Origin of the sequence: Brenneria roseae subsp. roseae, from assembly GCF_003115845.1 — a bacterium.
Taxonomy (GTDB): Bacteria; Pseudomonadota; Gammaproteobacteria; order Enterobacterales; family Enterobacteriaceae; genus Brenneria; species Brenneria roseae.
The window spans coordinates 265,622-280,967 of the sequence record NZ_KZ819026.1; the positions used below are offsets into that span (position 1 = coordinate 265,622).

The 15,346-nt window shown below is 49.6% G+C and carries 14 protein-coding genes; 5 read left to right on the top strand and 9 right to left on the bottom strand.

Annotation, left to right across the window (positions count from 1 at the left end; all coding sequences use genetic code 11):
- Positions 1-38: 38 nt before the first annotated feature.
- Complete coding sequence (gene cybB, locus DDT52_RS09000) at positions 39-575, bottom strand: cytochrome b561 (protein WP_136156040.1); 537 nt, start codon at positions 573-575, stop codon at positions 39-41.
- Between the two features lie 210 nt (positions 576-785).
- Entirely contained in the window at positions 786-2,075 is a 1,290-nt protein-coding gene (locus tag DDT52_RS09005) for a Gfo/Idh/MocA family oxidoreductase (protein WP_136156087.1), read from the bottom strand.
- Between the two features lie 119 nt (positions 2,076-2,194).
- Here DDT52_RS09005 and DDT52_RS09010 point away from each other — a divergent pair, with 119 nt between their 5' ends.
- The 4 genes from DDT52_RS09010 (at position 2,195) to uspE (ending at position 6,619) form a co-directional block, all read left to right on the top strand.
- Positions 2,195-3,787 carry a hypothetical protein gene (locus DDT52_RS09010; RefSeq protein WP_136156041.1) on the top strand — a complete coding sequence of 531 codons (1,593 nt, stop codon included), beginning with the start codon at positions 2,195-2,197 and terminating at the stop codon, positions 3,785-3,787.
- Positions 3,788-4,080: 293 nt separating this feature from the next.
- A complete protein-coding gene (ogt, locus tag DDT52_RS09015) occupies positions 4,081-4,614 on the top strand; it encodes a methylated-DNA--[protein]-cysteine S-methyltransferase (protein ID WP_136156042.1) in 534 nt (177 codons plus the stop codon).
- A gap of 171 nt (positions 4,615-4,785) precedes the next feature.
- Positions 4,786-5,538 (top strand): fumarate/nitrate reduction transcriptional regulator Fnr, encoded by a 753-nt coding sequence (fnr, locus tag DDT52_RS09020; protein WP_109054072.1) that lies wholly within the window; start codon positions 4,786-4,788, stop codon positions 5,536-5,538.
- Between the two features lie 124 nt (positions 5,539-5,662).
- Positions 5,663-6,619: a universal stress protein UspE gene (gene uspE / locus DDT52_RS09025; protein WP_136156043.1), complete on the top strand. Its 957-nt coding sequence runs from the start codon at positions 5,663-5,665 to the stop codon at positions 6,617-6,619.
- Positions 6,620-6,703: 84 nt separating this feature from the next.
- Here the strand turns inward: uspE and pntB are convergent, their stop codons facing one another.
- A complete protein-coding gene (gene pntB, locus DDT52_RS09030; protein WP_109054074.1) occupies positions 6,704-8,092 on the bottom strand; it encodes a Re/Si-specific NAD(P)(+) transhydrogenase subunit beta in 1,389 nt (462 codons plus the stop codon).
- Between the two features lie 10 nt (positions 8,093-8,102).
- The gene (gene pntA, locus DDT52_RS09035; protein ID WP_136156044.1) at positions 8,103-9,632 is read right to left on the bottom strand and encodes a Re/Si-specific NAD(P)(+) transhydrogenase subunit alpha; all 1,530 of its coding nucleotides are present in this window, start codon (positions 9,630-9,632) and stop codon (positions 8,103-8,105) included.
- Positions 9,633-10,144: 512 nt separating this feature from the next.
- Here pntA and ydgH point away from each other — a divergent pair.
- Positions 10,145-11,098 carry a DUF1471 family protein YdgH gene (ydgH, locus tag DDT52_RS09040; protein WP_136156045.1) on the top strand — a complete coding sequence of 318 codons (954 nt, stop codon included), beginning with the start codon at positions 10,145-10,147 and terminating at the stop codon, positions 11,096-11,098.
- Positions 11,099-11,230: 132 nt separating this feature from the next.
- Here ydgH and kdsA read toward each other — a convergent pair whose 3' ends face one another.
- The 5 genes from kdsA to prfA form a co-directional block, all read right to left on the bottom strand.
- A complete protein-coding gene (kdsA, locus tag DDT52_RS09045) occupies positions 11,231-12,085 on the bottom strand; it encodes a 3-deoxy-8-phosphooctulonate synthase (protein ID WP_136156046.1) in 855 nt (284 codons plus the stop codon).
- Between the two features lie 82 nt (positions 12,086-12,167).
- Positions 12,168-12,977, bottom strand: a complete 810-nt coding sequence (gene sirB1 / locus DDT52_RS09050) for an invasion regulator SirB1 (RefSeq protein WP_136156047.1) — start codon at positions 12,975-12,977, stop codon at positions 12,168-12,170.
- A gap of 2 nt (positions 12,978-12,979) precedes the next feature.
- Positions 12,980-13,372 (bottom strand): SirB2 family protein, encoded by a 393-nt coding sequence (locus DDT52_RS09055; protein WP_281728904.1) that lies wholly within the window; start codon positions 13,370-13,372, stop codon positions 12,980-12,982.
- A 44-nt stretch (positions 13,373-13,416) separates the two neighbouring features.
- Positions 13,417-14,256: a peptide chain release factor N(5)-glutamine methyltransferase gene (gene prmC, locus DDT52_RS09060; RefSeq protein ID WP_136156048.1), complete on the bottom strand. Its 840-nt coding sequence runs from the start codon at positions 14,254-14,256 to the stop codon at positions 13,417-13,419.
- Positions 14,256-15,338 carry a peptide chain release factor 1 gene (gene prfA / locus DDT52_RS09065; protein WP_136156049.1) on the bottom strand — a complete coding sequence of 361 codons (1,083 nt, stop codon included), beginning with the start codon at positions 15,336-15,338 and terminating at the stop codon, positions 14,256-14,258. Before prfA ends, prmC begins: the two co-directional genes overlap by 1 nt.
- Positions 15,339-15,346: the final 8 nt, after the last annotated feature.

A 15,346-nucleotide genomic window follows, 5' to 3' on the forward strand; every position in this document is an offset into this window, starting at 1 on the left:
AGCAGTATTGCGAATGAATCCCGCTGGGAGCAATACGCTTACCCTTTTCTTTTCCCCGGCATCATTCTGATTAAGGTATTGTCGCGCACAATATAGTGATGATAGAGCGCCGCCGCCGCATGAAGTCCAATGATAAAATATCCGACGCTGGCGATGGTTTCATGGATATCGATGAGATCGCTCTCCATAATCAGATCCGGCTCCGCGCTGAATGGCATCGGAAAGAAGAAAAACGACCATTCGATGCCGCCATAATAAAGTGATAGCGCCCCCATCAGCGGTAGGCCAATAAACATGAGATAGAGTACGCCATGAACGGATTTGGCGAGAATCCGTTGCCAACGCGGTAATGGCGGCACAATTTCCGGTTCCTGGTGGGTAATTTTGATAACGATACGAGCCACACTCAGAATCAATACGCTCAGACCACAGGTATAATGCAGGACTCTCATCCATTCGCGGGCGTTTGAGCCACGTGGCACCAAGCCTCGAAGCTCCATGGCACAATACGTCACAACAATCAAAACAAAAATAATCCAGTGGAAAAAGATTTGGCTCGGGGCGTATTTTTTCATGAGTCATCCTCTGAAAGCTCGAAACATTCATACACGATATAAATCAGATTAGGAAAAGATTAAAACCTTTAAAAGCTTTTCATGAAAATAACTCACGATACGTATGACGTCCGGCGCCTGTTCTATCGGTAGCTTTCCCCGTTAGTGGCTAGTGCGGATACGCAAGATCCCTGCCTGAGCGGTTATTTTCTCAGGCAGGGTTTCTATTGTTTATTTTGGTAATTTCACGGCCAGGTCTTTTATTTTTACTGGCAATTCAGTGCGTAAAGAACGATTAGCGGCGATGCCTGTTAAAATAGACATGGCGCCGTCCCGATAATCGGCTGCCCGATTTAATGGGTCCGGCTCGGGGGTGCCAAACAAATCATTCAGCATGACCCGATCGCCGCCGCCATGACCGCCCTTCTTATATGCAACAGGGACGATATAAGGCTCATCGAACATGGGATATACTTTTATCTCACATGTATTCAGAGCGCCTTCGTCCTCTTTTTGCCCTCCTCCGTTCACATAGGATTTTTCAACCAGCTTCATTTCCAATCGACCTTTACTGCCGTTAAAGACCACATTCAATCCTTCCCAGGGTAAATAGGCATTTAATGAATAGGTCATGATGGCTTTATTTTTATAACGCACCATCACACCCATCACATCTTCAATATTAATCCCGTCGTCAAAAACGCTTTTATCCCGAAGATAACCATCTTCATGTTCTGCATTCAAATAAAGCGCCGTCAACTGTTCGCTTTTATTCATATGTAGCGCGAAAGGATCATTCTCCGCTGCCGAGCTATTATGTGAACGGGTATAAAATTGGGTTACCCCACGATTTTCCGCATTGGCTTTACCATAAAAACGCAGATCGCCTTGGGCATATACCGTTTCTGGTTCGCTAGCCAGCCAGAAGTTGACCAGATCGAAATGATGGGTCGATTTATGCACCAGCAAACCGCCGCTGTTGCGTTTGTCACGATGCCAACGACGAAAGTAATCTGCGCCGTGTTCGGTATTGAGCAACCATTCAAAATGTACCGAGAACACCTCACCAATGATACCGGCAGCGATTAGCTCACGGATTTTGCTGTGATGCGGAGCATAGCGATAGTTGAACGTCACCCGCAGCTTGCGACCCGTGCGGTTGATGGCATCGATAATTGCCTGACATTTATCTTCATCAATGGTCATTGGTTTTTCGCTGATCACATCACAGCCAAGTTCCATTGCCCGGATAATATAGTGGTGATGTGTACGATCCACGGATGTGACAATCACAATATCAGGTTTGGTTTCCGCGATCATTTGCTCGAATTGATCGGCCCGATAAGTAGCCACCGATTCATGCCCGAATTTTTTGATTATTTGATTCGCATAATCCATTCGCGTCTGATTAGTATCACAGAATGCAACAAAGCCCCCTTCCTGCTGATAATCTCTGGCTATAGACTCCAAATAAAGGCCGGAACGCCCTCCCGTGCCGACCACTGCATATTTTTTCTTCATTATCATCATTTCCTCTTTCTTAATGACGCGCTTTGAATAAGCTATTTCGATTGATTGACAGGCTTTCGCCAATGTTTTATATCCTTTATCCACCTTTGACTGGTTGCAGTGAATAACACATGAGTTTTCATCCCCCGCTACGGTTGCTGGAGGTAAATACGCCGCTAATTTGGCATTGGCCTCATTTTCTTGAGATCATGGCTGTCATTGATAAATATCATTTCAATGGTCTTATCATTCATCAGCAAAATATGCTGGCGCTGCTCGCCCGCCCATCCCTATTTAGCAAAGGTCCGGGAATAGAAAACCTGAATCATGAACGCGAAAGTACGCTGAGTTATCTGCAACGAATTAGCGATTATTGCCAGTCGAAAAACATTCAGCTGTGGATTCAGGGGGAAGCGTTTCCGAATGACGCAAAAATAAAGCAAAAATTCCCCGAGTTCTTTCTGCACGAAAGCAGCAGCGGCGGCAGCCAATTTCTGAACCGCTTTTACAGTGAAATACTGGATGAGGTCATTGCGGCCCTGCCCGATATCAGCGGCATGATCCTGAGCCTGCAAATTCCGGAGTTTCATACCGAACAGTGGAAGGATGCGATGAAAACACTGCACCGCTGTTTGCGCCGACGTGGCAAAAAACTGGTTTTGCGTGATTACACGGACGACAGCTGGCCGCGACGTCAGTTGCAAACTACGCTGAATAGCCTGCCAAATGATGTTCGCGTCTCTCTCAAAGCGACGGCGCTGGGCTATCGTCCCGGTTTTGCCAACAACCCGGATCTGGCTGACTTTAAAGGCTACAAAAAATGGGTCGAATTCGATCTCTGGGGTATTGATTACGGTTGGACACTGTTGCCCTGCATGTTGGTGGACGAAATTCAGGGGCGTCTCAGTTGGGCGCACGCGGTCGCCGGTGACGAACTGGAAGCCGTCAGCGCCAGAATCAGCTGGGAATGGCTCAGCAACAGCTCGCTGTTGGAATCGATCAACGAAGTGAATCTGTTTGGCCTGTCGCAAATCGCCTGTCAATCCGGTGAAAATCTGCATGCCAGCGCTATCTTCCACCGTTGGCTGATGACGAACGGCGTGGATATCCGCAACAGGGTACGCCTCGAAACAGTACAGACCCTGTTTTTCAGCAGCTATGACTGGATGTGTAAAACACCTTATTTTCTGGGACGCCTGTTGCATCATCATAGCCAGATACCTCTTGGTTTTGAACATGCCATGCAGCTATTGCATGCTGAAACGCGCAGCGCCAACTGGGCGCAATCCTTTCAACCACTTTTTCCCGTCGATGACCCCGGGTTTGGCGAATCTCAGCGGCAATTAATTACGCTGGAATGTCAGCAGATGCTGTTTTTCGCACAACATTTACGCCAGTCCGCCCGGGAGATTCAACAGACCCGGTTATTGCCCGAAGCCCTCTCCGCACGCTTGTCAGCCAGTTGGGAATATGCCTGGCGTTACACCGGATTATTCAATCAAACCAAACAGCTGATTGCCGATCGCCTGTATATTGAGAACTACGGCCCGACGGCTTCCCGTCGCAATAGTCAGCTACAGCAAATCGGTGAAGCCCTGCGTTTTGCCAGTGAACTGCAAAACTGGTTGCTACAACACCGGCATGCTCATCCACATTTCCTAACGATGCTGATGACGCCAGAGCGTCTGAACAAACTTGCCGAAAGCTGTCGTTTGGCAGACTGAAACCGTGGTGGCTGGTTAACAGCATAGAAGTGAGCAACGCTGATTGAAATGGCGTTTTTAAAAGAGAGGCGGGGAAAATCAGGATAATCGGTTAATTTGTGATATGAATTGCAAATATCATAATTTTAATGTGATTAACATCGCATATTCTCAGCTTAAAAACGTGATTCTTTTCTCTTTTTCACCATTATCCTGTGATGTATATCGCGTTTTATTTTTTAATGCCGGGACGTATACCGGATACTGCGCTTTGTTAAATAATGCCGGCATCAACTCTCAGATAAGGAATAAATATGCAGGTTTTCTTTCTGGACAAAATGTTAACCCCCATCGGCGAATTAATGATTATTGCAGATAAAAATAATCACCTTCGGGCAGTGGAATGGAGTGAATATGAAGAAAAATTATATTGTTCGCTAAATCGCCGTTATCGACATATCCCTTTCTCATTGCAACCTTGCCATAATCCCGGAGGGCTAACCGAGAGTCTGCAACGCTATTTCGCAGGGGATTTAACGGTTATCGAAACGCTGCCGGTTGCATCGGTTGGCACCGAATTTCAACAGCAGGTCTGGAGCCAGTTGCGCCAGATTCCGGCAGGACAAATAATGACTTACGGAACACTGGCCGCGCGTTTGGGGCGCCCTACTGCGTCGCGCGCCGTTGGCATGGCGAATGGATCAAACCCGGTCAGTATCGTGGTGCCCTGTCACCGGGTTATTGGCGCCAACGGTGCCTTGACTGGATATGCCGGCGGCGTGCACCGAAAACAGTGGCTATTAACCCATGAGGGATATTTTCCGCAGCAAGATATATTGCCGCTATAAAGCGTATTTTCCCGACAACATTTTGATCGTTAACGTATATTCTGCTAAGTATTAGCGCGAATTTATAGTTAGTTCACTATATATCGGTCTTTTCAGCGGATTAGTAGTCTTATCACCGACGATAAAAGCTGTTAAAATTGACCAATATCAATTATCGCCTGAGCAAAGTCTATGATCCCGGAAAAGCGAATTATTCGACGCATTCAGTCTGGCGGTTGTGCTATCCACTGCCAGGATTGCAGCATCAGTCAGCTATGTATTCCTTTTACCTTAAATGAACACGAGCTCGATCAGCTTGATAATATTATTGAAAGGAAAAAACCCATCCAGAAGGGACAGGCATTGTTCAAAGCTGGCGATGAGTTGAAATCGTTGTACGCTATCCGCTCAGGTACCATTAAAAGTTATACCATCACCGAACAGGGTGATGAACAGATCACGGGATTCCATCTGGCAGGCGACCTGGTCGGTTTCGATGCGATCGGCAATGCACAACATCCAAGTTTCGCCCAGGCGCTGGAAACATCCATGGTGTGTGAAATCCCTTTTGAAACACTGGATGACCTCTCCGGCAAGATGCCCAATCTGCGTCAGCAAATGATGCGCCTGATGAGCGGTGAAATCCGTGGCGATCAGGACATGATTCTGTTGCTGTCGAAGAAAAACGCGGAAGAGCGTCTGGCGGCGTTTGTTTATAATTTGTCGCGCCGTTTTGCCCAACGCGGTTTTTCTCCTCGAGAATTCCGTTTAACCATGACCCGTGGTGATATCGGTAATTATCTGGGGTTAACGGTTGAAACAATTAGTCGTCTGCTGGGTCGTTTCCAGAAGAGCGGCATTCTGGCGGTAAAAGGCAAATACATCACCATCGAGAATATCGATGCGCTTTCCGAACTGGCTGGTACTCCCCGTAACAAAGCCTAACTGATTGCCGGATCAGTGATTTTCTTATTTTATTGATCCGGTCCACATCATCTGTTGTCCAAAGCGATTCCATTGGGGTACTCTTAATTTACAGACTGTGGATCAACAGCTGTTTGGAGGACCTATGGCAAAGTATCAGAACTTACTTGTCGCTATTGACCCGAATCAGGATGACCAACCAGCGCTGCGTCGGGCGGTTTACCTGGTTCAGCGGCTCGGCGGCCGAATCAAGGCGTTTTTGCCTATCTATGATTTTTCTTATGAAATGACCACCCTGCTTTCTCCGGACGACCGGACAGAAATGCGGCAAGGCGTCATCCAGCAGCGTACCGAATGGATTACGGAACAGTGTAAATATTATCTTGATGCGGGCGTTCCGATAGAGATCAAAGTGGTCTGGCACAATAAGCCATTTGAAGCCATTATTCGGGAAGTGATTGCCGGACAGCATGACCTGCTGCTAAAAATGGCGCATCAGCATGACCGGCTGGAGGCCGTTATTTTTACCCCAACCGACTGGCAGTTATTGCGTAAATGTCCTTGTCCGGTCTGGATGGTGAAAGATCAGCCCTGGCCGGAAGAAGGACGGGCCTTAGTTGCCGTTAATCTGGCCAGTGAAGACCCGTATCACGATCCGCTCAATATTAAGCTGGTCTCCGAAACGCTGGAACTGGCAAAACAGGTCAACCAAACGGAGGTCCATCTGGTCGGCGCCTATCCGGTTACGCCCATCAACATTGCAATTGAACTGCCAGATTTTGATCCCGGGGTGTACAACGATGCAATTCGTGGTCAGCACCTGATTGCCATGAAATCACTGCGCCAGAAATTTAATCTGGATGAACGAGTGACTCACGTGGAAAAAGGTTTACCGGAAGAAGTTATTCCCGATTTAGCGGAGCATTTACAGGCCGGCGTCGTGGTACTGGGATCGCTCGGCAGAACCGGTCTTTCCGCCGCGTTTATCGGTAATACCGTGGAACACGTCATCGATCACCTGAAATGTGACCTGCTGGCGATCAAACCTGATGACTTTGTTTCGCCGATTACGCTTGAAGACCAGGAAGACGAGGACGCGTAGAAAGAACCGTCGGCATTCTCGATTTAGAAACCGTAAAAAAGGGGCGATATTATCGCCCCTTCGCCTTTTCTCATATTACGTTGCTTACAGCGCTTTCAGGATCGCCTCTACGCTCGCTTTGGCATCACCAAACAACATCTGCGTATTTTCTTTAAAGAACAGCGGATTCTGAACGCCGGCATAGCCGGTATTCATTGAACGTTTGAATACGATAACATTCTGCGCTTTCCACACTTCCAGCACCGGCATCCCGGCGATGGGGCTATGCGGATCTTCCTGTGCTGCCGGATTAACCGTATCGTTGGCGCCGATGACCAGTACCGTATCGGTATCGGTGAAATCATCATTGATCTCATCCATTTCCAGTACGATATCGTAAGGTACCTTGGCTTCAGCCAGCAGGACGTTCATGTGCCCAGGCAGACGACCGGCAACCGGATGAATGCCAAAACGGACATTAATACCGCGGGCACGCAGTTTGGCCGTAATATCGTGAACCGGATATTGAGCCTGTGCCACTGCCATACCGTATCCCGGAGTGATAATCACAGAGGTCGAATTTTTGAGCAACTCTGCAACATCTTCCGCAGACGCTTCACGATACTCACCCATTTCCTCGCTTGCACCCGTAGAGGAACCATCGGTACCGAAGCCCCCGGCGATCACGCTGATAAAGGAACGGTTCATTGCTTTACACATAATGTAAGACAGGATGGCACCGGAAGAACCAACCAGCGCGCCGGTAACGATCAGCAGGTCGTTGCTCAACATGAAACCGGCAGCGGCAGCGGCCCAACCGGAATAAGAGTTCAGCATGGAAACCACGACAGGCATGTCTGCCCCACCGATAGAGGCGACCAGATGCCAGCCGAACGCCAGCGCAATGATCGTCATCAGCAGTAACGCGATAACCTGCAAAGCCACGCTGCCCGTATTAATGAAGACCAGCAACAGCAGGAAAGAAACAACCAGCGCCGCCAGGTTCATTTTATGGCGATGCGGCAGCATCAGGGGTTTGGATGAAATAATGCCGCGCAGTTTGCCAAACGCGACAACAGAACCGGTAAAGGTCACTGCACCGATGAAGATTCCCAGAAAGACTTCCGTCAAATGGATATTCACCATCACCGGATCGGTGATTTCGCCGTGATCGAGAAAACTGTTAAACCCAACCAGCACCGCGGCCAGACCCACAAAACTGTGGAGAATGGCAACCAGTTCCGGCATTTCCGTCATTTCAACTTTACGTGCCAGATAAACGCCGATCGAGCCGCCGATCACCATCGCGACGATAATCCAGGCCACATTTCCGGCATCAGGCCCCAGGATGGTGGCAAGCAGTGCAATCGCCATCCCGGTGACGCCAAAGATATTTCCCTGACGGGACGTTTCATGCTTGGACAAACCGGCCAAACTGAAAATAAATAAAATCGCGGCAACAATGTATGCAGCTGTAACTAATCCACCAGACATGTGTTACCCCTTAATTTTTGCGGAACATTTTCAGCATGCGCTGAGTGACGGTGAAACCACCGAAAATATTGATGCTGGCAATCAATACGGCAATAAAGGAAAAGAAAGACACCCATCCGCCGTGACCGATTTGCAACAATGCCCCGACAACGATAATGCCGGAAATCGCATTGGTTACCGACATCAGCGGCGTATGCAGCGCATGACTGACGTTCCACACCACGTAGTAACCCACGACGCAAGCCAGAGCAAATACAGTAAAGTGAGACAAAAATTCTTTTGGCGCCACGTTAGCCAGCCAGCCAAACAGCAGGATCGCCAGCGCAAGGAAAGCATATTTCTTCCAGGGAGACGAGGGTTTGGCCTCTTCTTTCACCACCGCAGCGGCGGGCTTGGCCTGTTGCGGTTGAGCGGAAACCTGGATCGGCGGCGCTGGCCAGGTAACTTCGCCCTCTTTGACGACGGTTACGCCACGAATAACATTGTCTTCGAAATCAACGTCAATCTCGCCGTTCTTCTCTTTACACAGCAGTTTCAGCAGGTTAACCAGGTTGGTACCGTAAAGCTGAGAGGACTGGGTCGGTAAACGGCTTGGCAGGTCGGTATAACCGATAATCTTGACGCCGTTTTCCGTTACCGTTACCCGATCGGCAATGGTCAATTCGCAGTTGCCGCCCGTTTGCGCCGCCAGATCGACAATCACGCTGCCGGGCTTCATGCTCAGCACCATCTCTTTGGTAATCAGACGCGGAGCCGGCTTACCGGGAATCAGTGCGGTGGTGACAATGATGTCCACTTCTTTTGCCTGTGCGGCAAACAATTCCATTTCCGCTTTGATAAAGGCTTCAGACATGACTTTGGCATAGCCGTCACCGCTGCCTGCTTCTTCTTCAAAGTCGAGTTCAAGGAACTCGGCGCCCATACTTTTGACCTGCTCTTTTACTTCCGGACGAGTGTCAAAAGCACGAACAATCGCGCCAAGGCTTCCAGCCGCGCCAATTGCAGCCAGACCGGCCACACCGGCGCCAATAATCATCACTTTTGCCGGCGGAACCTTACCGGCAGCGGTAATTTGTCCAGTGAAGAAACGACCAAATTCGTGGGCAGCTTCAACAATAGCGCGATAACCCGCGATGTTGGCCATGGAGCTGAGCGCATCCATAGACTGGGCCCGGGAAATACGAGGAACAGAGTCCATTGCCAGCACAGTCACCTGGCGCGCAGCCAGCTTTTCCAGCAGTTCAGGATTTTGCGCCGGCCAGATAAAGCTGACTACGGTGCTTCCCGCGCGGGTCAGCTCAATTTCATCATCCTGCGGTGCATTCACTTTCAGAACGATGTCAGATTGCCAGACTTCAGTACTGTCAACAATTGACGCCCCGGCTTCCTGATATGCCGCATCGTCAAAGCTGGCCAGTTTCCCCGCTCCACTTTCTATCGCGACCTCAAAGCCAAGTTTCAGCAACTGCTCAACCGTTTTCGGCGTTGCTGCAACCCGTGCTTCATTGGTCAACCGTTCTCTTGGTACACCAATACGCATACTGATTCCCTTTTCGCTTATTTTAACGAAGGTTGTTATTTTCACTGTATCTATAATATGGATCAGCCGAGACCCGCTGCACCCTGTATCTCTTCAAGCAAATTCACCTATAACCTACTGAAAATGTGATCGATGATCCATACATAAAACGAATTTCACAGAAAAGCCGAGTTATCACGGGGATAGCCAGCTTTTTTTGGTCAGAAATCATGCTTATCTTCACCTTTTGTAGCATTATTATTGAAGTATTGTTCTGAGTCATTTCACAAAAATGATGTGTTATGGGCTTGTTAATGCAAAGAACAATATAAATATCCCTTATGATGGTAAAATAATCATTAACCGTCATTATTAGTGCTTTTCTCTATTCCACAGAGAAAAAAATAACCGGGGATGTCGCTTAAAATGCTGAAGCGTACCGGTTTATTCCGTGCGATAATCGGCGACTATTCTGTCACATCTTGATCGCTCAGTAAGTTGTAAACCAAATGCATCAGGCGAAAGGATTTTTTATGAAGCTGAAGACTACTGTTATTGTATCCACATTACTTTCATTAGCTGCATTTTCAGCGCACGCAGCACAGGAACTCACGCCGGAACAGGCTGAATCGCTAAAACCATTTGAGCGAATTTCCTTTATCGGGCGTTTTAATGCCATAAACGAAGCCGTGGCCGCGGCATCAAAGCGCGCAGATAAATTAGGCGCCGATTCGTTTTACGTTCAGAGTATGAACGACGTCAATTCTAGCGGTAACTGGAATGTAACGGTCGATCTCTATCATAAAGATGCTCCGAAGGTGGACCCGACGAAAGTCGAGTACCGCACGTTTTATGGCGTGAAAGAGCTGCCGAAAAATGAAGCTTACGCTCTGGAGCCGTTTGATACGGTCACCGTTAGCGGTTTCTTCCGTAGCCAGCCCGATCTGAATGATGCCATCGCAAAGGCGGCAAAAGATAAAAACGCTGACTCCTTCTATATTGTGCGTCAGGTTGATGTGAATTCCGACGGCGCTAATCAGAAAGTTACGGCTTACGTTTATAAAGCCGATGCGCCAAAACGTCAGATTCAAAGTACGGATGCGATCCCGGCTGATTCCGATGCCGGCCGGGCGGCACTGGCAGCCGGCGGGGCGGAAGCCGCTAAAGTAGAAATCCCCGGCGTAGCCAACTCCGGTAGCCCGAGCCGCAATATTGGCAATTTCTTCGAGACCCAGTCGTCTAAAGGTGGTCGTTACACAGTAACCTTATCCGATGGGACAAAAATCGAAGAGCTTAACAACGCCACCGCAGCGCAGATGGTTCCGTTTGATTCCATTACCTTCCGCGGCAATTTCGCCACGATACCGGCTGTTTCTGAGGCGGTTGCCAAACGTGCCGCGCAAAAAGGCGCCAAGTACTACCACATTACCAAACAGGCGCAAAATAAAGGCAGCAACATGACAATCAGCGCTGACCTGTATAAATAATCGTTCTGGTTACCTCCTCTTCCGGGGGTAAACCAAAATGAAAAAACCCGCCGGAGCAGCGGGTTTTTTCATTTTGGTCATCAGCGACAACCAGATGCAAATGGCACCTGCATCTCACTGAATTGAAGTCACTTAGTTACTGGTATCCAACTCAGGGAAGCTTTTCACCAGTTCATCAATGGCTTTGATCTGTTGCAGGAAGGGTTCCAGCTTATCCAATGGCAGTGCGGAAGGTCCATCGCACTTTGCATTGGCCGGATCCGGATGCGCTTCAATAAAGAGTCCAGCCAGACCGACCGCCATACCCGCGCGGGCCAGTTCCGTCACCTGCGCACGGCGACCACCTGATGCCGCACCAAACGGGTCGCGACATTGCAGCGCATGAGTCACGTCAAAGATCACCGGGCAGCCGTTGGAAACCTGCTTCATCACATTAAAGCCCAACATATCCACGACCAGGTTATCGTAGCCAAAATTACTGCCGCGATCGCACAGAATGATCTGATCGTTGCCGCCTTCAATAAATTTATCGACGATGTTCCCAATCTGGCCCGGGCTGACAAACTGGGGTTTCTTCACGTTAATAACGGCACCCGTTTTTGCCATGGCTTCGACCAGATCGGTCTGGCGCGCCAGAAACGCCGGCAATTGAATAACGTCCACCACGTCGGCCACAGACTGAGCCTGATAGGATTCGTGAACATCGGTAATGACTTTTACACCGAAAGTCTGCTTCAATTCCTGAAAGATTTTCATGCCTTCTTCCAGACCCGGCCCGCGGTAAGAATGAATTGAGGAACGGTTAGCCTTGTCGAATGAGGCTTTAAACACGTATGGGATGCCCAGTTTCTGAGTTACCGTGACGTAATGCTCACAGATACGCATCGCCAGATCGCGTGATTCAAGTACATTCATGCCGCCAAACAGTACAAAAGGCAAATCGTTGGCAACCGGGATATCCCTTACCTTGACCACTTTGTTCTTCATACTTTTACCTTAATGTCGGATAACTCGAAATTGAATAAATTAAAAATGAACTCGTGCAAAACCGTGTCCATGTAAAACAATATCAATGTAAAACAATGTGCTTTTGTTCTATGGAGTGAATCTGAACCTTGATCATTTCACTCACCGGATCTTCAGGACACTGCTCAACAAAATAATTGAGATCGGACAACGCGATATGATCGCAATCCAGTTGTGCGTAAATCAGGCCGCGATCGCGGATTTCATAGGGATCATCCGGATCAAACTGCAATACCGCTTCACTGGCTCTCAGGGCCAGCTCCATCTGTTTTTCTTCCATAAGCGCGACTTTCAGCGTATCAAGCATCTTACGCACAATGAGCACATTCTCGGCTTCATCCAGATCTTCATCCATCAACTGGGATGACGGACCAATGTTGCCTTTGAGCCATACATCCAGAATGTGTTCACTCAGCGTATCGCCATTTAACGGGTTGATCAGCCATATCTCTTCATCCAGCCAATCAGCCCGTAGAATCAGCTGGGTCGGGAAAATCACCGGCAGCAGCGGCAGGCCGAGTTCATGGGCGATATGCAGAAAAATCACGCCTAAAGAAACCGGCATCCCCTGACGCGACTCAAGCACTTTATCCAGCCACAGCACATCGGAAAGCCGATATACCCCGCTGGCTCCGCCAAATCCCCAGGTGTGAAAAAAAAGCTCAATCAATTTCTCCAGTTGCAGATCCTGTTCAAGATCGTCAGCGATAACAGAACGAGCTTCATCAACCAGCTGTTGCAGATTTTGCCGCACACTCTGGGCGGGGAAGTCACGGCGGATGGCCTGTGAAACTAATACGACACCTTCACTTAACTGTGAACGGTTGAATTCAAAATCAGCAATAGAACTCATAGTTATTCCATCAGCAGCGGTAACTTAGTAAGTGAAATCTGCATAACCAGATAAAAGCATACCAAGGCGAATATAAACGCCAGCCAGCGAACCTTCTGGCTGCGTGGGCGTTTCCCCAAGGCGATCGAGCCAAGGAAGATATAAATAATAACGCCAAACAATTTTTCCGTCAGCCAGCTTTGTTCAGCGGTAAACGGATAAACATGGTTAATGAAAACTAACGCCAACCCACTGAGCAGCAGCAACGTATCATTAATATGCGGGAGTATTTTCACCCAGCGTTGCTGCAACATTGCCGGCTGGCGGCATAACCAAAAAAAGCGCAGTACAAACAGAAAAAGGCTGGCGCCGACAGTAACCATATGCAAATAGGCAAAACCCAGAAAAAGCACCACGCGAGTTTACTCCTGAATCATCGTGTTGTTATCGTTTTCATCCATTATCCGAGCGAAAACTGGCCGAGCGAGACGCGGTCATTGCCGCCATAATCCTGACAGGTTTCAACGTGTGCAAACCCCTTCTGTTGCAAAAGTTGACGAACTACCGCGCCTTGCCGCCAGCCATGCTCCAGCACCAGCCAACCGTCCGGCTGCAAATAATCCACCGAGTTTTCAATGATGAAGCGCAGATCGGCCAGCCCGCCTTCTGCGGCGATCAGCGCGCTGGCTGGTTCAAAACGCACATCGCCCTGAGAAAGATGACTATCTGCGGCATCAATGTAAGGCGGGTTACTGACAATCAACGTAAAACGCATCGATGCCAGCGGCGAAAACCAGTCGCCTTGCAGGAACCGAACATTCTTTATGTTCAGCCGGGCGGCATTATGCTGAGCCAACGCGACGGCTTGCGGTTGAACGTCAATTCCCGTTACCTGGCAATCCGGACGTTCACTGGCGATAGACAATGCAATCGCCCCCGTGCCGGTACCTAAATCCAGTACGCTGGCGGCGGTTCCGGGCGGCAGCCGCTGCAATGCCTGTTCAACCAGACATTCTGTATCCGGACGAGGAATCAATGTCGCAGGCGATACGGCCAGCGACAGTGACCAAAACTCGCGCTCACCGGTCAGATAGGCGACAGGTTCACCGTTCATCCGCCGTGCCAGCAAGGATTCCAGCCGTTGCAACTGCGTTTCCGTCAACATTGTCTCGCCAAACGCCACCAGAAACGTACGCGCCTTGCCCGTGACAAACCCCAGCAGCACCTCTGCATCGCGTTTCGGACTTTCCCCGGCGGCAAGACGCGCCGTCGCCGAGGTTAACCAGGCTTGATAATTCATTATTCCTGCTCGGATAGCGCAGCCAGCTGATCGGCCTGATATTCCTGCACCACAGGCTGAATCAGCATATCCAGTTTCCCTTCCATTGCTTCATCCAGACGGTAAAGCGTCAGGTTAATGCGGTGGTCCGTCACCCTTCCCTGTGGGAAATTGTAAGTACGGATACGGTCTGAACGATCGCCGCTGCCAAGCAGATTACGGCGAGTAGAGGCTTCTTCCTGCTGGCGTTTTTGCACTTCTGCCGCCCGGATGCGGGCGCCCAGCACGGATAGCGCTTTAGCCTTGTTTTTGTGCTGTGAACGTTCATCCTGACATTCCACAACAATGCCTGTCGGCAGGTGGGTAATACGAATAGCGGAATCAGTGGTGTTGACGTGCTGCCCACCCGCTCCCGAGGAACGGAAGGTGTCAATACGTAAATCGGCCGGGCTGATTTCCGGCAGTTCGGCTTCCGGAATTTCCGGCATCACCGCCACGGTGCACGCTGAGGTGTGAATCCGTCCCTGAGATTCAGTTGCCGGAACGCGCTGAACGCGGTGGCCGCCTGATTCGAACTTAAGCTGGCCGTAAACACCATCACCGGATACTTTTGCGATCACTTCTTTATATCCACCATGTTCGCCGTCACTGGCGCTCATGATTTCAACTCGCCAGCGGCGAGCCTCGGCGTAACGGCTGTACATACGGAAAAGATCGCCGGCAAAGATCGCCGCTTCATCCCCGCCGGTTCCGGCCCGCACTTCCAGAAAGCAACCGCGCTCATCATCGGGATCTTTCGGCAACAGCAGCACCTGAAGTTGCTGTTCCAACGCGTCATTGGCGGTTTTGGCCTGCTTTAATTCATCCTGAGCCATTTCACGCATTTCCGCATCATCCAGCATCAATTCTGCGGTCTGTATATCTTCTTGTACCTGCTGCCATTGTTGGAAACAGCGAGTAATATCAGTGAGCTGCGCGTATTCACGCGACAAGGCCCGAAAACGGTCCATATCAGCAATGACGCTGGACTCACCGAGTAGCGCCTGAACTTCTTCATGGCGTTCTTGTAACGCTTCCAGTTTAGCAACAATAGAAGGCTTCATGCGGGCGG